The following is an 18,373-nucleotide window of genomic DNA, read 5'->3' as shown; positions in this document are numbered from 1 at the left end:
CGCCGCTGATTCGTGCTCGCCGAGCACGGTCGGCGGCTATCGTGCTGCGAATGAACGGGCGTGCGTTCGTCATCGGGGCGGTCGGTCTGCTGTGCGGCTACCTCAGCGGATACGTCATCGGCCACACGCGGACGAACTTCGCCGTCGTCGTCCGGGACGGGCGGGCGAGCTGGTTCGGGTCGGGGCCCGCGTCGGCGGCGGTGATCGCGGCCGTCGTCGCGGTGGGCGTCGTCGTGCTGCTCGGCCGGTTCCGGGCGCGGTATCTCGTCGCGGTGGCCGCGGGGATGGCCGGGCTGGCGATGGTCGTGGCGATCGCGGCGCTACAGTCCGCCGGAACCTGGTCCGAGCAATGGGTTCTCGGCAGTATCGGGGCCGGTCTGCTGATCGCGGCCGCGGTGCTGCGGCCCGGCGGGCAGACCTGGTTCGTCGTCGGGTCCATGATCGCGGTGCTGTACGGGGCGCGCATCGATGACAGCGTCGAGCTGTCGCGGCGCTACGCCGACTATCTGAGCACCCGCACCGTGCCCGACCTGCCCGACAGCTGGCCGCTGCTGGTTGCCGCCCTGATCGCGTTGCTGGCGGCGGGTTTCGTGGTGGGCCGCGAGCGGATCGAGCCGGTGTCGCCAGGGCGCGCGGTGGCCGTCGGCGCCGGTGTCCCGCTGGGCGCGGGCGCGCTGATCTGGCTGGTGGGGGTGCTGCCGGGCAATCCGTCGGTGACCGTCGCCGTGGTGGCGGTCGCCGGCGTGGTCGCGGTGAGCTGGTGGCTGCCGCGGGCCGAGGCCGTCTACGTGCTGACGATCCTGGCGATCTCGGCCGCGATCGCCGTCGACCCCGTGGTCGGCGTCGGGCCGGACCGGATCGGGCTGTCGATCCAGATCGGCGTGCTGGCGGCGGGCGCGCTGGCCGGCACGGTGTGGCGGGTGCCGGTCGCCGGGATCGGGCTGTGCGCGCTGGTGACGCTGGGCGGCCTGGTGTCCGCGCTGGTCGGCGGCTCGGCGGTCGCCGAACTGGCGTTCCGGTTCGTCCTGCCCGCCGCGATCGGGTTCGCGGTCGGCGCCTGTCTGCCGGTCTCCCCGCTGACGGTCATCGGGATGTCGGTGCTGCCCGTGGTGGCCCGGCTCTTCGAGAACAGCAGGGCCACCTGGCAGTCCGGCCTCGAGCCGGGCTGGACGGCGTACACGCCCGACACCTACGCGGTCACCACCCGCACCGAGCTACCGCTGGCCGCGGCCACCGTGGTGATCCTCGGCTGCGCGGCGCTGGCCGGGTGGCGGCTGCGCGCCGCCGCGGACCCGGGCCGACCCGGCGGTCAGCCGAAGATGCCGCCCGAGTGACCCGCCTGCTGGCCACCACCGGTACCACCGACGAAGCCGCCCGGCGGCAGCTCCGACGGCTGCACGATGACGAAGCCGCGCCCGGTGAACGCGAGCGTGCTCGCCTCACCCGTGCTGCGGCCCATCAGCCTGCCCAGACCGAACGAGTCGTTGCGCTTGATCCCGGTCTGCAGGCTCGACGACCACGCGACCGCGGCGTTCGGGTCGGCGAAGGTGGCCTGGTCGACGGTGAGGACGACCGGGGTGCCGTGGGTGGTGATGGCGATGCGGCCCCGGCCGGTGAACACGCAGTTGAACAGGCCCGCGTTGGACGCGTAGCCGGCCGCGCCCTGGACGCGGCCGATGTCGTAGCGCAGGGTCGAGTCGAAGGCGAGCACATTGGCGCCGTTGATGGTGAGGCCGTCGGAGCCGTCGAGGTCGATGATGTGCACGTCGGCGGCGCTGTTGGCGACGAACAGGTCGCCGCGGCCGGTGACCTTCATCAGCGGCACGCCCTCACCGGTGAGGTGCTGGCGGATGGCGCGGCCGATGCCGCCGGAACCGAGCGCCTGGAACTGCAGGTCGCCCTGGTAGGCCACCATCGAGCCGGCCCTGGCCATGACCTCGCCGTTGAGGCCGACCTTGATCATCTTGCCGCCCTGCTTCTGGATCCCGAGGCCGTTGACCTCGGCGTGCGAGGGGTCGAACAGGTCGCTGTGCACGGGCGGGGCTCCTTGCTGGGAAGGGAACGGAGACTGCTGGGCGGGAGTTCCCGGATACGGCGGTGGGACGGGTGCGGCCTGGCCGGGCGGGAAGGCCACGGTCGGCGCGCTCGGTGGGTAGGCGGGCGGCGCGCTCTGTGGATAGGTGGGTGGGGGGCTCTGGGGAGGAGCGGGCGGCGGGGCGGGTGCGGGTGGTTCGGGTTCGTCGTCGAGGTTCACGCCGAACGCCGAGGCGATGCCGGCGAGCCCGTCGTCGTAGCCCTGCCCGATCGCCCTGACCTTCCACGCGTCACCGCGCCGGTAGATCTCGACACACACCACACCGCTCTCGGTGGTGAGCCGGGGGATCGGGAAAGTCAGTGTGCCCGAGGATGATCCGATCGTGGTGGTCAGCTCGCCGACGGCGGCGAAGGTGGCGGGACCGCGGCCGTCCAGGCTCGCGGTCACCACCACCTTGTCCACGTCGGCGGGCAGCGCGGCGGTCCGCACCTGCACCACGTCCGGTCCGCCGTTGCCGTGCCGGTAGACGACGCCCGGTCCGGTCGGCTGATTGAAGAAGACGAAATCGGCGTCCGAACGCACGACGCCCGCGCTGTTGAGCAACAGCGCCGAGACGTCGACCGGGGCCGAGCTCGCCACGGTGACGGTCAGCTCGTCACCGGGCGCGGGGCGGTTCTCGCCGGGAGCCAGCGCGGTCACGACACCACGACCCAAGACCGGGTGGTTTGTCCGATTCGAAATCGTTCCACGGCCTCGATAGTGCCGTGTGCGCCGCCGCCGCGCCAGCTGCCCCTGTCAGCGCGGCTGTTCCCGGTCCAGCGGGATTTCCAGGTGCACGGTCTGGAAGCCGTCGTGCGGGCCGCGCGCGTCGTGCACGACCCGGCCGAAGGTGAGCCAGAACTCCAACGCGCCGGGCGTCCGCGCGTCGGTGTGCAGGTACAGCCGCTCGAACGACGGTATGGCCCGCACGTGCTCGACCGCCGCCTCGACCAGCCGGGTGGCCAGGCCGCGCCGGTGGTGTTCGGGTCGGACGTAGACCCGGAACAGCTGCGCGGTGGTCGCGTCGGGATAGGCCAGGGCCAGCTCGGCCGGATGCGGTGGGTGCGCCGGTCCCTGCGCCCGGATCGCCGTCGTCGCGACGATCGCGCCGTCGTGTTCGGCGACCCAGAGCCGATGACGGGGATCGCGCAGGTACGCGGTCTCCGGATCGATGACGTCCTGGTGGTATTCGGGCAGGTAGCCGATGCCGAACACGCGATAGAAGGTGTCCAGCATGACGCTGCGCGCGCCCGCCAGATCGGCGGGTCCGGCGGGCCGGACGCGGTAGCCGGTGGTGGTCGCGCTGGTCATCGGACCGCCGCCAGTTCCCGGTCGAGCACTTCCAGCCCCTCGACCGCGACCGGTCCCGGCCCGGTGTACCCGAAGGGCGCCACGATGATCCGGTTCTCCCGGATCGCGCGCAGTCCGGCGAGTTCGGGGCGCTGGCGCAGTGCGGTGCGGACCGCGTCGGGTGTCTGGTCGCCCTGGGTGAGCAGGATGATCACCGCCGGATCGCGGGCGATCAGGGTCTCGGTATTGGCTTCGAAGTTGCGCTTGTCGATGCCGCCGTAGATGTTCTCCAGGCCGAGGATCTTCATCTGGGCATCGACGGTGCTCTTGGCGCCGTAGGCCTTCAGCTGGGCGCCGTCGCGGGAGATGATCAGCGCGGCGGCGGGGGTGCGGGTGGCGGCGGCCGGATGCCGCTGGGTGACGGCGTCGACGCGGCGCTGGAGCGCGGCGACCTCGGCGTCGGCGGCGCTCGCGGTGCCGAAGAGCTTGCCGTAGAGCGCGATATCGGCGAACACGTCCTCGAAGGTGCCCGCCGCGTCACGGCAGTAGCCGCGGGTCACGATCAGCGGGATGTTCACCTGGGCGAGATCGTCGGGGGTCACCGAGAGGCCCTCGACGCTCACCACCAGGTCGGGGGAGCGGCTGATGATCTCCTCGCGCGCGAGTTCCGCGGTGGGCGCGGTGATCTCGATGCCCCGCAGCCGCTCGCCGTATTCGCCGGGGAAGGCGGCGGCTTCGAAGGTGCGGGTGACGATGCGGTCGGCCGCGCCCGCCGCGGCGATCAGCGGTGCGGCGATGGACCCGACGGTGACGACGCGTTGCGGCGGCGCGGCGAAGGTGACGTCGCGGCCGCAGCTGGAGATCGTCATCGGGAAGCCGTCGGCGGCCGGGGTGGTGGCCGGTGCGGGCGTACCGCAACCGGCGACGACGGCACTGGTGAGCAGGGCGAGCATGGGCAGCGTCGCACGGTGCGACGGACGGACACCTGAGAACACGGTGATCGGTTTTCCTTTCGTGGAGCGAAGAATTCAGGAAGCGGAGGGTGCCTGGAAGCGGCGGATGAGGACGAGCAGCAGGGGCGCGCCGACGGCCGCGGTGACGATGCCGATGGGCAGCTCGCGCGGCGCGAACACCGTGCGCGCGGCCACGTCCGCGACGACCAGGAACAACGCCCCCAGCAGACCGCTGACCACCAGCAGCTGCCGGTGCGCCGCTCCCGCGCAGAGCCGGGCGACGTGCGGCACGATCAACCCGACGAAGCCGATGGCCCCTGCGACGGCCACCACCGCGCCCACGGCCAGCGCGACGATCAGCAACGCCAGCAACCGGATCCGGTTCGGCGCGACGCCGAGCGTGCGCGCGGTGTCGTCGCCCGCGGCCAGCGCGTCCAGGCGTGGCGCGAGCAGCAGCACCGCCACGGTGGCGGCCGCGACGACGGCCACCGTGGTGGCCACCGACGACCACGCGGCGGGCGCGAGCGAGCCGAGCAGCCAGAACAGCACGGTCCGCGCGCCTTCGGGCCGGTCGGAGGCGAAGATCAGGAAGCTGGTCGCCGCGGAGAAGATGTAGCCGATCGTGACGCCGCCGAGCAGCAGCCGCAGCGAGGTGAGCTGCCCGTTGATCCGCGCGAGGAGGAACAGCAGCGCCGTGGCCGCCAGCGCGCCCGCGAAGGCGCTCGCCGCCAAGGCCGTCGCCGTGGTCGCCGCGGTGATCCCGAACAGCAGGTACACCGCGGCGCCGGTCGACGCGCCGGAGGTGACACCCAGGATGTGCGGATCGGCCAGCACATTGCGCACCACGGTCTGCAAGACCGCGCCGGTGATCGCCAGCGCGGCCCCGACGAGCGCGCCGAGCAGCACCCGGGGTACCCGCACCAGCCAGACGATGGAGTCCTGCGCGGCGGTCCAATCGGCGGTCGCCGGATACCCGACGGTGTGGTGGCCGATGATCCGCGCGACCGTGCCCGGTGGCACCGCCACCGGCCCCAGCCCCGCGGCCACCAGCAGCGTCGCCACCAGTGCGACGCCGAGCCCCGCGCCCAGCAGGAGCGCGCGGCCCCGATGCCGGGCGTGGTCGAGATCGTCGACGGCCGGGGCCGCGGTGAGCGTCGCGGTCATCGCGCAGCCGCCTCTCGGGTCACGGGCGACGGTGTGTCGGCCCTGGGTACGTCGTGGTCGGAGTGGTCGGCGCCGGGTCCTGGTACCTGCGCCGATCTGTCAGCCGGAACGGCTGCGCGATCGTCAGCCGGGGTGTCGGGCGGGGCGGCGGTCGACCTGTCGACTGGGGTGGCGGTCGATTCGTCGGCTGGGGTGGTTACCGGTTCGGCGGTCCGTTTGTCGGCTGGGGTGGTTGCCGGATCGGCGGTCGGTCTGTCGGCTGGGGTGGTTGCCGGATCGGCGGTCCGGCTGTCGGGTGGGGTGGTTGCCGGTTCGGCGGTCGGTGTGTCGGGCGGTTCGGCGGTCGGCCTGTCGGTTGGGGTGGCGGTCGACTCGTCGGGTGGGGTGGTTGCCGGATCGGTGGTCGGTGTGTCGGCTGCGGTGGTTGCCGGTTCGGCGGTCGGGCCGAAGAGGAGTTGGATCGCGCCGAACGCGGTGGTCCGGCGGACCGGGATGCCGTAGACGGGTTCGAGGACCTCCGGGGTCAGGACGTCGGGCACGGTGCCCGCGGCGGCGACCCGGCCGCCGTCGAGCAGGACGAGCCGGTCGCAATAGCGGGCGGCCAGGTTCAGCTCGTGCAGCACGACGATGGTGGTGGTCGCGGTGAGGCCGCGGACCAGGCCGAGCAGTTCGTGCTGGTACCGGATGTCGAGGTGGTTGGTCGGTTCGTCGAGCAGCAGGTGATCGGCCTGCTGGGCCAGCGCCCTGGCGATCAGGACCCGCTGACGTTCGCCGCCGGACAGCGTCGCGAACCGGCGGTCGGCCAGCGCGCGCGCCCCGACCTGCTCGAGCGCGGCCGCGGCGGCGACCCGGTCGGCCCGCGAATACCCTTGGAACGCACCGACCCACGGCGAGCGGCCGAGTAACACCGTCTCGGCCACGGTGACCGGCGTATCCGGCGGTGCTTCCTGGGCGACCACGGCGAGCCTGCTCGCGAGCGCCCGCCCGCGCAGCTGGTCGACCGGCGTCGTATCGATCACGACGGTCCCGCCCGCCGGGCGCAGCGCGCGATACATCAGCCGCAGCAGGGTGGACTTGCCGGACCCGTTGGGCCCGATCAGCCCGATCGTGCTGCCCTGCTCGACCTGGAAGGTGATGCCGTCGAGCGTCGTTCGGCCGTCGTAGGTGAAGCGGATCTGGTCGACGGTGATCATCGCGGAGTGCTCTCTGCTCGGGGGTGGGGCGAGGGATGGACGCGGTCGCGGGGCGTGTCGGCCGTGGGCCGCCACGAGTGGTGCACCGTGACCGAGCAGGCGAAGCTGTCGCAGATCCGCCGCGCGGCGAGGACCTGCGCGCGCAGGCGGGGATCGTGGTCGGCCAGCAGGATGCCCGTGGTGGTGCCGCTGTGCGCGACGACGACGCCGAGCGCGCCGATCGCGCGCGCCGCGCCGATGGTGGCGTCCAGGTGCGGCCGGTCCCGCAGCGTCGCGCTGAGCACCGCGCTGCGGGTGGCGACGGCCCCGATCCCGGCGAGATCGCCGCGCGCGACCGCGACGCCGAGCTCGCTCAGCAGCCGGTCGTACTCGTGCTTCGCGGCCGAGCCGAAACACGGTCCGGCACGGTTGAATTCGACGGTGTCGACCGCGCCGCCCTCGTCGCCGGTGACGATGGTCAACGGCGGCAGGGTGCCGAGCCGGGCGAGCAGCCTGACCTCGCGATGGAAGTAGGCGACGGTGCCCGGGTACATGACGCCGTCGGAGGGTTCGATGGCGCGCAGGTCGGCCTCGAGTTCGTCGACGGGCACGGTGCGGCCCTCGGCGTCGGCGATCGCGCGGGCGGTGGCGACGAGATCGGCGGTGGAGCTGGCCAGTCCCTTGCCCTCAGGCAGTTCGCTGTGCAGCGTCAGCCGGCCGCCGCGCAGCACGCGGGACCGGGCGACCATCGCGCTCGCCAGCCCGCGTGCCTTCGATTTCCGTTCCGGCACCACGGTGATGTCGTCGCCGCCCGGTTCGAAGACGGCCACGGACCCGCGCCGGATGGGCAGCGTGACCAGGAAGTGCCGATCCCGCGCGGTGACGCCCTGCAGGAGTTCCCCGCAGCTGCCGTAGGCGCGCCCGACGCCGATCCCGGTGGCGGTGAGGTCAGCGGACATCGGCGGCACCGTCTTTCGCCGCGATGTCGTCGACAGCGGGCTCCGCCGTCGGCTCGCCGGGACCGGGCAGCACCCGGCGCCGGTGCAGCCGCAGCACGGCGAGCGCCGACAGCAGTCCGGCGGCGGCGCAGAGCACGGCGGGCGGCCAGGTCAGCGACCCGCCCGACCGGTCGAGGACGGCGCCGGTGACCGAGGTGCCCACGACCGTGAACACCCCGGACGCCAGATAGAACGCGCCGAAATAGGTTCCGGTGAGCCGATTCCCGGCGAAGCGGCCGATCGCCTCGTTCACGAACGGCTGCACCGCCGTCACCCCGAGGGCGAGCAGCACGGCGGCCACCACCACGGGCGCGACCCGGATCACCGTGCCCGCCACGCCATCTCCGGCCGCCGCGACGAGTCCCGCGACGGCGGGCGGCACCAGGAACGACAGCCCCATGACCGCCATCCCGAGCGCCATCGCGGGCCCACGGTGCGGTCGGCGCCCCAGCACCGTGGTGACCCGCACCTGCAACGCCACCACCGCGATCGTCTCCACGACGAACAGCGCGGCCACCGCGGCGGGACCGTGCCCCGGCCCCGCGCTGTCCTGCGCCTGCAGGGTGAACACGAAATAGATCTGGCTCTGCAACGCGAACATCGGCATCAGGGCGAGGGTGAACGCCCAGAAGCGCCGATCGGTGAACACCGTCGCGAAGTCGGCCCCGACCCCACCGTCGTGCCGCGGCACCGGACGAGCGGGCAGCAGCAGCCACTGCACCACCGCGAGCACCGCGAAGATCGACGCCGCGACCAGCGCGGACAGCCGGAAACCCGCCGCGATCAATACGGTGCCGAGCACCGGACCGATCGCGGAGCCCGCGTTGCCGAACACGTTGAACAGCGCGAACGCCTGCGCGGAGCGGGCACCGCTGTCGCGGGCGATGAAGGCGCGGACCGCCGGATTGAACAGCGCGCCAGCGAAACCCGTGAGCACCGACGCCGCCAGCACCACCGGCAGCGACCCGCCGACGGCGAACAGCGCGAAACCGAGCGCCCGGATGGCGAGTCCGGTCATGATCACGCCACGCGCGCCGAGCCGATCCGCCGCCGAACCACCGACCAGGAACAGGCCCTGCTGACTCAGATTGCGGACCCCGAGCACCACACCGACGACGGCGGCCGAGAGGGCGAGGTCGTCGAGGAGATAGTCCGCCAGGAACGGTACAAGCAGGTAGAAGCCGATATGCCCGACGAGGTGGTTCACCAGCAGCAGCCGCACCGCGCCCGGCATCGCGCGGAAGGTGGCGAGCCCGCTCATCCGACGGCCCCCGCCCCGAAATCCTTTGTCCTGGAGGCACTGTCGGCGACCCGCGTCACGCCGTCACCCCGGCGGCGGGATCGCGCACGACCGCGCAGCGGCCCCAGCCGGTGACCTCGGACCCGGTGGGCGAGGCGAGCTCGGCCGGTGCGTGCGCGGACTCGCCGAGCAGATCGTTCGCCCGGCACCAGTCGTCGTCGTAGATGGTGCGCAGGTAGCGGTGCGGACCGTCGGGAAACACGGTGAGCACCCGGGCCGCCGGCGCGCGCTCGGCGGCCCAGCCCGCGACCAGCGCGGCGGCCCCCGTGCTCCAGCCGCCCGCGATCCCGGTCGACGCCGCGAGCCCCCGGCACGACGCGACGGCTTCGCGCGCGCCCACCCAGTGCACCTCGTCGAAGTCGGCGTAGGCCACATTGCGGGGCAGGATGCTGCTGCCGAGACCACGCATGAGCCTGCGCCGGTCGGGCTGACCGAAGATGCGGGAGCCGACCGCGTCCACCCCGATCACCCGCAGGTGGGGCCAGCGGGTGCGCAGCACACGGGTGAGTCCGGCGCAGTGCCCGCCCGAGCCGATCGAGGCGACGAGCACGTCGACGGCGTCGACCTGGTCGAGGATCTCCGCGCCCATGGCCTGATAGCCGCCCGCGTTGTCGGGGTTGTCGTACTGGTCGGGCCAGTAGGCACCCGGTGTCGCGGCGAGCAGTTCGGCGAGCCGGTCCAGCCGGGCCCGCTGCCAGCCGCCGGTCGGGTGCGGCGTACGGACGACGTCGAGTCCGATCCGGTAGGCCGAGAACAGCGAGCGCAGTTCGGGTTCCAGCTCGTCGTCGACCACGAGCAGGACCGGATGCCCGAGCGCCTTGCCCGCCAGCGCCAAGCCGAGGCCGAGGGTACCGCTGGTGGACTCGATGATGGTCGCCCCTGGCGCGAGCTCGCCGCGGGCCGCGGCACCCCGCAGCATCGACACGGCCGCGCGGGCCTTCATGCCCGCGACGCTCGCGGCTTCGAGTTTCGCCGTGTACCAGCTGTTTTCGGTGGGGACGGGTACGGCGGGCGTGCCGCCGATCAGCTGGAGCAGGGCGGGCTGCGGTGTCGTCATGAGCGCTCTCGATAGGTGACGACGGTGCTGGGTCCGCCGTCGAGGGAGAAGAACGGATAGGGCTCGGCCGAGACGGCGTGCACGCCCGCGCCGAGAAACCAGGGCAGCACCGCGCTCCCGGTCTGCGCGAACATCACCAGCGGCAGCTCCCGCTCGACGGCGACGGCCCGCAGCGCGTCGAAACTGCCGTTGCCCAGGGTCATTCCGGTGACCAGCAGGGCGTCGTAGCCGGTCGGTGCCGCCGCGACGGACTCGTACACGGGCTCGTCCCACTCGGTGACGCCGCCGGCGAGATCGCACGGCAGATACCCGATCGCCCGTGCCCGCAGTTCGGCGAGCAGCGAGCCGACTACCCCGACGACCAGGACCTCGCCGACCCCGGCGGGCAGCAGATCGACCACGGCGGCGGCCCGGTGCCGGGATTTCGTGAGTGACGTCGGCCCGTCGATGCGCACCGGTCGGCCCGCCGCGCCCGCCGCGTGCGGATGCGGACGCGCGTGCATCAGATAGGCGTCCAGCGCGGCGATCCTGACCTCGGCGCGCGGATGCGCGAGCAGCTCGGCGATCGGGGCCGCGACGCAGTCGTCGACGAGTTCGGCGGTGGCCGTGCCGGGTTCGAGCCCGCACGAGCCGACCGCCGCGCCGAGCCGGATGCTCAGTACCTCGTTGCGGTACCCGCGGGTCCGGCCAGGATGACGGGTGCCGTAGGTGGTGCGGAACGCGGTCGAGGCGTGCAGGGACGCGGCGTCGGGCCCGAGCAGGCCCGCGCGCGCCCACTCGGTGAGTTCGGCGACCGAGGTGGGACAGGCGGCGACGGTCATGCCGCACCGCCCGGTGTGGCGAGCGCGAAGCGCAGGTCCCCGATCAGCGTCCGGGCCAGTGCGCCCGCGCCGCCGGGCTCGGTGTCGGTGACCATGACATGACCGAGGTAGCTGTTGTTGTCGGTCGCGGGCCGCACCCGCGTCCCCGGCGCCGCCAGGGTGTACTCCACGATCCGGGGGTCGTCGGCCCAGTGCGCCGCGCCGTCGATGCCGTCGAGCTCGCCGGTCCCGGTGGGCACCGCGAACGCGACCGCCGCGCTGGCCACGTCGCTCGGACGCGGTGTCAGATCCGGGGTCCCACCCGCGGCCACCTCGGCATACGTTGCCGCCAAGTCGATTCCGGTGACGCGCCGGACGAGTTCGGTGATCCGGTTGCCCGCCGGGCGCGGGTTGACCTCGATCAGCCGCGGGCCCCGCGCGCCGAGCCTGATCTCGGTGTGCGCGACGGTCGCGTCCAGACCCAGCGCGGCGACGGCCGCCAGCGCGAGCTCGACCACGGCCGCCGTCTCGGCCGCGGGCAGCGCGGCGGGGAACATGTGCCCCGATTCGATGAACGCGGGCGCGCCGGTGAGCTGCTTGTCGGTCACCCCGATCACCGTGGTGCGGCCACCGACGGTCACCGTCTCGACGCTGAATTCCGGTCCGTCCACGCACTCTTCGAGCAGCACCCGCGGGGAGCGGCGCTGTCCGCGCGCGTTCACCGGGAAACCGGCGATCCGGTCCACCGCCGCCCGCAGTTCGGTCTCGTCCTCGACCCGGCGTACGAACATCCCACCGCACAGATCGACCGGCTTCACCACCAGCGGATAGCCGAGACCCGCTGCCGCGCCGATGATCTCGTCCCATTCCTGGGCGACCGCGAAGTCGGGTCCCGGGACGCCGGCGGCCCGGCAGATCTGCCTGGTCCGGTCCTTGTCGCACGCGTCGGCCACGGCGGTGCGGCCCGCGCCCGGCAGGCCGAGGTCGGCGGCGATCGCGGCGACCGTCGGCAGGTAGTAATCGCAGGAGGTGAGCACGCCGTCGAAACCGAAGACCTCGTGCAGTTTTCGCACGTACGGCAGCAGCGTGGCCTCGTCGTTGGTCTCGGCGGTGAACACGTTGTCCGCGGCCAGCAGAGGGTGCGGCGACGGTGTGCCCGGCCGGAGATAGTGCGCGAGATCCCTGGTCAGGAAGCTGAATCTGTGTCCGGAATCCCGGATTCCCGCCGGGAGCAGGGTGCTCATCGAGCCGACCCAACTCTCCACCATCAGCAGATGTCCCATGTAGCCTCCCAGCCTCCAGCAAGGTGCTAATGATAACCATTATCGTTAGAATTGCGACAGTCGAGCGCTCGCTCGACCGGAAATGATGAGGAAAACCGCATGTTGATGAGGAAATTCGTTGTGCCCGCCGTGCTTTCGCTGGCCGCCCTGACGGTGGCCACCGGCACCGCGCAGGCCCAGGCACCGGAGCGGCCGGTCGCGTTCACCGCTCACGCCACCGAGACCGCGTCGATCATCGAGGTCGAGCAGGGTGGCCTGGTGGTCGCGGACGGCGCGCTGCAGGTGCGCGACCTGGCGGGCACCGTCGTGGCCGCGACACCGCTGACCTTCGCGGTCGACGATTTCGAGTTCCCGATCGCCGCCGAGATCACCGGCCGCACCGCCACCCTCACCCCGCAGCTGAGCATGGACAAAGCCGTCTACAAGCCGGTCGCCCTGCCGTTCGAGGACAAGGCACCCTGGAAGTCCGAATACGACCGCGAACAGGCCGCCTGGTCCCGTATGACCAGCACCATCTCCCTGGGCGCTTCGATCGGCACACTCGTCGGTGGACTCGGCGGCGCCGCCGTCGGCTGCGTCCTCGGCGGGATAATCGGCGCCACCGTCGCCTCGGCCACCATCGTGGGACTCTTCGGCCCGTTCCTGCCCGCCGCGGCCGTCGGCTGTATCGGCGGTGTACTGGCCATCGGCGCCCTGGGCACCGTGGCGGGACAGATCTTCGTGACCGCGCCGGTCGCGCTCGGCGCGGCGATCCAGTACTTCACCACGATCAACCAGCCGTTCACCCCACCCGCCAAGTAGGCGAGGGTCCCGTGGCCCGCTGGTCACGGGACTCTAAGGGTTTCTCGAGGAAATTCGTTACCGCCGCAAATGGCCACCGGATCGCATTACGCTGCGGCTATGAGCACTACCGTCCATGGATTCACCGATGATGCCCTCGGCACGCTGGATGCCGTTGGGGTCGCCGCGGCGTTGCGGGCGGGGGAGGTCGGCCGGGCGGAGGTGCTCGAGGCCGCGATCGCGCGGACCCGGCGGGTGGACCCGAGTCTGGACGCGGTGCAGGTGGCCTGCTTCGAGCGGGCCGCGTCGGCGCCGGAGACCGCGGGCGTGTTCGCCGGCGTGCCCGCCTTCGTCAAGGACAACACCGATATCGCCGGGCTGCCCAGCTGCCACGGGTCGGCCGCGTTCACGCCGCGCGCGGCCACGGCGACCAGCGGGCCCGGCGCGCAGTTCCTGCATTCGGGTGTGGTCGTCATCGGCAAGTCGACGCTGCCGGAGTTCGGGCTCACCGCCAGCACCGAGTTCACCGGCCGGGCGCCGACCCGCAATCCGTGGAACATCGAGTACTCCGCCGGCGCGTCCTCGGGCGGTTCGGCGGCACTGGTCGCGGCGGGCGTCGTGCCGATCGCGCACGCCAACGACGGTGGCGGCTCGATCCGGATCCCGGCGGCGGCCAACGGCCTGGTCGGCCTGAAGCCCACCCGCAACCGGTTGCTCGACCAGCCGGGCGCCCGGCAACTGCCGGTGCACCTGGTCGCCGAGGGCGTGGTGACCCGATCGGTGCGCGATACCGCGCACTATCTGGCCGCCGTCGAACGGTTCGGCGCGAATCCGAAGCTGGCGCCGATCGGCTTGGTCGAGGGGCCGAGCGCGCGGCGGCTGCGGATCGGGCTGATCAGCGAGGACGTGCTCGGCCGCCCGGTGCACCCCGACAATGCCGCGGTGCTCGCCTCGGCGGCGGCGATCCTGGCCGGCCTCGGCCACGAGGTCGTCGAGATGCGGCTCGACGTGGAGCCGCGGTTCGTCGATGACTTCAAGCGGTACTGGGCGATGATGGCCGCCGCGATGACGCTGTCGTTCCGGTTCGGGCACCGCGACCACTTCGACGCGGGCAAACTCGACCCGTTCACCAGCGGCCTGATCGGGCTGGCCAAGCGCAACCCGCTCGGTGTCGCCGCGTCCACCTGGCGGCTGCGGTCCGGCACCGCCACCTACGACCGGCATTTCACCGACGTCGACGTGCTGCTCACCCCGGTGCTGTCGCATCCGGCGCCGCGGATCGGCGAGCTGGCGCCGGGCCAGCCCTTCGACGAGCTGTTCACGAAGCTGGTCGACTACGTGGGCTTCACGCCGCTCAACAATGTCGGCGGCGGGCCCGCGGTGTCGCTGCCGCACGGGCTGCTCCCGCACGGGCTGCCCGGCTCGATCCAGCTCGCCGCCCGGCGGGGCGACGAGCGATCGCTGCTCGATCTGGCCTACCAGCTGGAGGCGGCGAGCCCGTTCCCGCGCATCGTCGACCGGACGGCGGCCGAGGGCGCGGCCTGATCAGCTCTGGCGCACCGCGACATTGATCGGGCGCAGCCGGCCCGGGCTGGCGGTGCCCGCCTCGAACGCCCAGTGCTCGCCGTGCCAGCCGGGGAACTCGGTGTGCCAGCGGCCGACCAGGCGCGGGTCCTCGAGCGAGTCGATGACACCCGCCGAGCCGGTGTACTGCAGCCGCTCGTACTTGTGGCGGGTGATGGTGTCGACCGTGGCGACGGTGGCAAGGGTTGACATGACGATCCTGTCGGGAGGGTGGGAAACGGTGACTGACGTGACGAGGCGCGTCCGGTCCGATGGTCCGGATGCCGCGGTGGCGCGTCACCGCTCGCTGCCGAGTATGCCGCGCGACGCGACAGTACGCGGGTTCTTTTGAAAATCCTGTTCTTCGGATTAACGGCTACTCGTCATCACTTCGTCATGATCACCACGAGGGGCGGACCCGGCCAGGCGTGACCATCCTGGCGATGGCATTTCTGGTCTGCGCGAACATCGCCGGACCGAGGGTGTCGACCCAGTGCGCGGCGAAGGCGGCGGCGGCCGCGTCGGCCGCCCTGGTGCAGGCCCAGCCGCGATCGGTGAGGGTGATCAGGCGGGCGCGCGCGTCGCGCGGATGTGGATTGCGGTCCGCGTAACCCTTGGTGACCAGCTCGTCGACCAGCTGGCTCGCGGCCTGCTTGGTGACGCCGAGGTGCTCGGCGATCTCGCCGACGGTCGCGCCGTCGGGCGCCATCCGGACGAACGCGAAGCCGTGCGCCGGGCGGATGTCGGTGAAGCCCGCGGCGGTGACCCCGTCCTGGATCGCGGCGCTCACCTCGCTCGCCGCCGCCAGCAGCAACAGGGGGAGATCGGTGGCGGGCGGCGGGTTCCGGTGCACGGCCGTCATTCTGGCACTTGACATGATGGTCAATCTACTTGACCATATAGACAAGTTGCTTGACTATCCGAAGGAGGCGCCCATGCCGGTCACCCGTTCCGAAGACGCTCAGGTCCACGAGATCCACAACGCCCGCTTCACCTCGCTCATCCGCCCCGGCACCGGCAGTGCCGAACTCTGTGTCTGGCAGACCGAGGTCGCGCCCGATTCGGTGGGCGTGCCGCACCGCATCCTGGGGGAGGAGGCCTTCTACCTGCTCGCGGGCGAGGTCGAGATCACCATCGACGGCGAATCGGCGCCGCTGCGGCCGGGCGATGCCGCCGTCGCGCCCGCCGGGTCGATGATCGGCCTCACCAATGCGGCCGCCGAGCCCGCGGTGCTGCTCGTGACGGTGCGCGTCGGGTTCTCGGCGGAACTGCCCGATGGCTCGACTTTCGTTCCGCCCTGGGCATCCTGAACCGTCACAGCGTCTGTTCTAGGCGTTGAACTTGAAAGTTCGGTAACCCGAACAATATAATTCTGGAATGAAGGTTGGGTTTCACCGCGCGCCGGGTTCGTCGCGGCGTCGAGTTGTCGCGGCGTGTGTGCTGAGTGTCATGGCGTTCGCGCTGTCCGCGTGCGGTGGAGCCACCGCCTCCGACGACGGGAAGAAGGTGGTCCTCACCACCTTCACCGTGCTCGCCGACATGGCGCGCAATGTCGCCGGCGATCACCTACGGGTCGAGTCGATCACCAAGGTCGGTGCCGAGATCCACGGCTACGAGCCGACGCCGGGCGACATCAAGAAGGCGGCCAAGGCTGATCTGATCCTGGACAACGGGCTCAACCTGGAGGCCTGGTTCGCCCAGTTCGTCGCCGATCTGACGGTGCCGCACGCGGTGGTCAGCGAGGGCGTGACCCCGATGGACATCAGCGAGGACGCCTACCGCGGCAAGCCGAATCCGCACGCGTGGATGTCGCCGGTGAACGCGCAGATCTACGTCGACAACATGGTCCGTGCCTTCGCCGACCTCGACCCCGGCCACGCCGAGGAGTACCGCGCCAACGGCGCCGCCTACAAGGCCCAGCTCGCCGCCGTCCACAACGACCTGGTCGCCGCCGTGAACACCCTGCCCGCCGGGCAGCGGGCCCTGGTGACCTGCGAGGGCGCGTTCTCCTACCTGGCCCGCGACACCGGTCTCACCGAGAAGTACATCTGGCCGGTCAACGCCGAACAGCAGGCGACCCCGCAGCAGATCGGCTCGGCCATCGATTTCGTGCGCCAGCGCGGCGTGCCCGCGGTGTTCTGCGAGTCGACCGTCTCCGACGCGCCGATGCAACGGGTGGTCGAGGCCTCCGGCGCGCGCTTCGGTGGCACGCTCTACGTCGACTCGCTCTCGGAGGCCGACGGCCCGGTGCCGACCTACCTCCAGCTGATCCGCCACGACGCGAACACCATCGCCACCGCACTCGCCGGAGCCCCGAAATGACCACCGCGCCTGTCGTCGAGATCCAGGACGTCACCGTTCACTACGGTGACGTCCTCGCCCTCGACAATGTCGAACTGACCCTGAAATCCGGCCGGGTCTGCGGCCTGATCGGCATGAACGGCTCGGGCAAGTCGACGCTGTTCAAGACGATCATGGGCCTGGTCACCCCCGACCGCGGCCGGGTGCTGATCAACGGCAGCGCGCCCGTCGCGGCCCGCAAGGCAGGCAGCCTCGGCTACGTGCCGCAGTCCGAGGACGTGGACTGGACCTTCCCGCTGTCGGTGCGCGATGTCGTGATGACCGGCCGCTACGGGAAGATGGGCTTCACCCGCCGGGCGAGCAGGGCCGACCGCGCCGCCGTCGCCGAGGCGCTGGCCCGCGTCGAGCTCACCGAGCTGGCCGACCGTCAGATCGGTCAGCTCTCCGGCGGGCAGAAGAAGCGCGCCTTCGTGGCCCGCGGCATCGCCCAGGAGGCGACGATCCTGCTGCTCGACGAGCCGTTCGCCGGCGTCGACAAGCGCTCGGAGGCCACCATCACCGCGCTGCTGCGCGAACTCGCAGCCGACGGCGCGACGATCCTGGTCTCCACCCACGACCTGCACGCCCTCCCGGCACTGGCCGACGAGGCGGTGCTGCTCAACCGCCGGGTGCTCGAGCACGGCGACCCCGATGTGGTGTTGCGACCGGAGAACCTGGCCAAGGCCTTCGGGCTCGACGTGGACGCGTGAGGAAGTACCGATGAGCCTCGAAGAATTCTTCCTCGACCCGCTGCGCTACGAGTTCATGGTGCGCGCGCTCGCGACCACCGTCACCGCGGCGGTGGTGTGCGCGGTGCTGTCGTGCTGGCTGGTGCTGATCGGCTGGTCGCTGATGGGTGACGCCGTCTCGCACGCGGTGCTGCCCGGTGTGGTGCTGGCCTACATCGTCGGCTGGCCGTTCGCGGTCGGCGCGGTGATCTTCGGTTTCCTCGCGGTCGCGCTGATCGGCGTCGTCCGCGACACCAGCCGGGTGAAGGAGGACGCGGCGATCGGCATCGTCTTCACGACGCTGTTCGCCTTCGGCCTGGTGCTGGTGTCGGTGACACCGAGCCAGACCGACCTGAACCACATCGTGTTCGGCAATCTGCTGGGTGTCAGCCGCGGCGAGATGATCCAGATCATGATCCTGGCCGCGATCGTGCTGACCGCGCTGGTGCTCAAGCGCCGCGACTTCACCCTCTACGCCTTCGACGCCACGCACGCGCACGCCATCGGGCTGAACCCCCGGATCCTCGGCACCGCGCTGCTGGCGCTGCTCGCGCTGACCTCGGTGGTGGCGCTGCAAGCCGTCGGCGTGGTGCTGGTGGTGGCCATGCTGATCATCCCGGGCGCGACGGCGTACCTGCTGACCGACCGGTTCGCCCGGATGCTGATCATCGCGCCGACGGTGTCGGTGGTGTGCGCGGTGACCGGCCTCTACCTCAGCTACCACCTCGACACCGCCGCGGGCGGCATGGTGGTGGTCACCCAGGGCGTGGCCTTCTCGCTGGTCTACCTGTTCGCGCCGCGGCACGGCGTCATCGGCCGCAGGCTGACCGCCGCGCGGGCGCGCGGGAAGGTGGCCGTCGCGCGCTGATTT

19 protein-coding genes are annotated in these 18,373 nt (G+C 71.8%); 7 read left to right on the top strand and 12 right to left on the bottom strand.

Going from position 1 to position 18,373, the window contains the following annotated elements:
• Window positions 1–50 precede the first annotated feature (50 nt).
• Window positions 51–1,334, top strand: coding sequence for a hypothetical protein (locus tag AB0H54_RS25525; protein WP_357348435.1), 1,284 nt, complete (start codon window positions 51–53; stop codon window positions 1,332–1,334).
• On the opposite strand, the gene AB0H54_RS25520 is transcribed toward AB0H54_RS25525, so the two are convergent.
• The 10 genes from AB0H54_RS25520 to AB0H54_RS25475 all read right to left on the bottom strand — a co-directional run bounded on the left by AB0H54_RS25520 (window position 1,310) and on the right by AB0H54_RS25475 (window position 12,091).
• On the bottom strand, window positions 1,310–2,734 hold the full coding sequence (locus tag AB0H54_RS25520) for an AIM24 family protein (RefSeq protein ID WP_357348434.1): 1,425 nt from the start codon (window positions 2,732–2,734) through the stop codon (window positions 1,310–1,312). The two genes, AB0H54_RS25525 and AB0H54_RS25520, sit on opposite strands and share 25 nt — an antisense overlap.
• Before the next feature lie 96 nt (window positions 2,735–2,830).
• A complete protein-coding gene (locus AB0H54_RS25515) occupies window positions 2,831–3,385 on the bottom strand; it encodes a GNAT family N-acetyltransferase (RefSeq protein WP_357348432.1) in 555 nt (184 codons plus the stop codon).
• A complete protein-coding gene (locus AB0H54_RS25510; protein ID WP_357348430.1) occupies window positions 3,382–4,359 on the bottom strand; it encodes an ABC transporter substrate-binding protein in 978 nt (325 codons plus the stop codon). The genes AB0H54_RS25515 and AB0H54_RS25510 overlap by 4 nt, the downstream gene beginning before the upstream one ends.
• A gap of 33 nt (window positions 4,360–4,392) precedes the next feature.
• The gene (locus AB0H54_RS25505) at window positions 4,393–5,481 is read right to left on the bottom strand and encodes an iron ABC transporter permease (protein WP_357348428.1); all 1,089 of its coding nucleotides are present in this window, start codon (window positions 5,479–5,481) and stop codon (window positions 4,393–4,395) included.
• Window positions 5,478–6,674, bottom strand: coding sequence for an ATP-binding cassette domain-containing protein (locus AB0H54_RS25500; RefSeq protein WP_357348426.1), 1,197 nt, complete (start codon window positions 6,672–6,674; stop codon window positions 5,478–5,480). The genes AB0H54_RS25505 and AB0H54_RS25500 overlap by 4 nt, the downstream gene beginning before the upstream one ends.
• On the bottom strand, window positions 6,671–7,612 hold the full coding sequence (locus tag AB0H54_RS25495) for a hypothetical protein (protein ID WP_357348424.1): 942 nt from the start codon (window positions 7,610–7,612) through the stop codon (window positions 6,671–6,673). The genes AB0H54_RS25500 and AB0H54_RS25495 overlap by 4 nt, the downstream gene beginning before the upstream one ends.
• Window positions 7,602–8,912, bottom strand: coding sequence for an MFS transporter (locus tag AB0H54_RS25490; RefSeq protein WP_357348422.1), 1,311 nt, complete (start codon window positions 8,910–8,912; stop codon window positions 7,602–7,604). Before AB0H54_RS25490 ends, AB0H54_RS25495 begins: the two co-directional genes overlap by 11 nt.
• A gap of 55 nt (window positions 8,913–8,967) precedes the next feature.
• Complete coding sequence (locus AB0H54_RS25485) at window positions 8,968–10,008, bottom strand: pyridoxal-phosphate dependent enzyme (RefSeq protein ID WP_357348420.1); 1,041 nt, start codon at window positions 10,006–10,008, stop codon at window positions 8,968–8,970.
• Window positions 10,005–10,829 carry a hypothetical protein gene (locus AB0H54_RS25480; RefSeq protein ID WP_357348419.1) on the bottom strand — a complete coding sequence of 275 codons (825 nt, stop codon included), beginning with the start codon at window positions 10,827–10,829 and terminating at the stop codon, window positions 10,005–10,007. The genes AB0H54_RS25485 and AB0H54_RS25480 overlap by 4 nt, the downstream gene beginning before the upstream one ends.
• Window positions 10,826–12,091, bottom strand: a complete 1,266-nt coding sequence (locus AB0H54_RS25475; protein ID WP_357348417.1) for an ATP-grasp domain-containing protein — start codon at window positions 12,089–12,091, stop codon at window positions 10,826–10,828. The genes AB0H54_RS25480 and AB0H54_RS25475 overlap by 4 nt, the downstream gene beginning before the upstream one ends.
• Before the next feature lie 105 nt (window positions 12,092–12,196).
• On the opposite strand from AB0H54_RS25475, the gene AB0H54_RS25470 reads away from it, so the two are divergent.
• Together AB0H54_RS25470 and AB0H54_RS25465 are read left to right on the top strand one after the other, a co-directional pair.
• On the top strand, window positions 12,197–12,892 hold the full coding sequence (locus tag AB0H54_RS25470) for a hypothetical protein (protein WP_357348415.1): 696 nt from the start codon (window positions 12,197–12,199) through the stop codon (window positions 12,890–12,892).
• Between the two features lie 99 nt (window positions 12,893–12,991).
• Complete coding sequence (locus AB0H54_RS25465) at window positions 12,992–14,416, top strand: amidase (RefSeq protein ID WP_357348413.1); 1,425 nt, start codon at window positions 12,992–12,994, stop codon at window positions 14,414–14,416.
• Here the strand turns inward: AB0H54_RS25465 and AB0H54_RS25460 are convergent, their stop codons facing one another.
• On the bottom strand, window positions 14,417–14,647 hold the full coding sequence (locus AB0H54_RS25460) for a hypothetical protein (RefSeq protein ID WP_355276638.1): 231 nt from the start codon (window positions 14,645–14,647) through the stop codon (window positions 14,417–14,419).
• Between the two features lie 187 nt (window positions 14,648–14,834).
• Window positions 14,835–15,311 carry a MarR family transcriptional regulator gene (locus tag AB0H54_RS25455; RefSeq protein WP_355276640.1) on the bottom strand — a complete coding sequence of 159 codons (477 nt, stop codon included), beginning with the start codon at window positions 15,309–15,311 and terminating at the stop codon, window positions 14,835–14,837.
• 58 nt (window positions 15,312–15,369) lie between these two features.
• Here AB0H54_RS25455 and AB0H54_RS25450 point away from each other — a divergent pair, with 58 nt between their 5' ends.
• The 4 genes from AB0H54_RS25450 (at window position 15,370) to AB0H54_RS25435 (ending at window position 18,370) form a co-directional block, all read left to right on the top strand.
• Window positions 15,370–15,744 carry a cupin domain-containing protein gene (locus tag AB0H54_RS25450; RefSeq protein ID WP_357348410.1) on the top strand — a complete coding sequence of 125 codons (375 nt, stop codon included), beginning with the start codon at window positions 15,370–15,372 and terminating at the stop codon, window positions 15,742–15,744.
• Between the two features lie 67 nt (window positions 15,745–15,811).
• Window positions 15,812–16,756, top strand: a complete 945-nt coding sequence (locus AB0H54_RS25445; protein ID WP_357348408.1) for a metal ABC transporter substrate-binding protein — start codon at window positions 15,812–15,814, stop codon at window positions 16,754–16,756.
• Window positions 16,753–17,484: a metal ABC transporter ATP-binding protein gene (locus AB0H54_RS25440; protein ID WP_355276646.1), complete on the top strand. Its 732-nt coding sequence runs from the start codon at window positions 16,753–16,755 to the stop codon at window positions 17,482–17,484. The genes AB0H54_RS25445 and AB0H54_RS25440 overlap by 4 nt, the downstream gene beginning before the upstream one ends.
• A 10-nt stretch (window positions 17,485–17,494) precedes the next feature.
• A complete protein-coding gene (locus tag AB0H54_RS25435; RefSeq protein ID WP_357348406.1) occupies window positions 17,495–18,370 on the top strand; it encodes a metal ABC transporter permease in 876 nt (291 codons plus the stop codon).
• The last annotated feature ends 3 nt before the right edge of the window (window positions 18,371–18,373 follow it).

This window comes from Nocardia sp. NPDC050718 (genome assembly GCF_040654235.1).
GTDB lineage: Bacteria > Actinomycetota > Actinomycetes > Mycobacteriales > Mycobacteriaceae > Nocardia.
The sequence above is the reverse complement of the archived record's forward strand: the minus strand, read 5'-3'. Positions and strand labels throughout refer to the sequence as shown.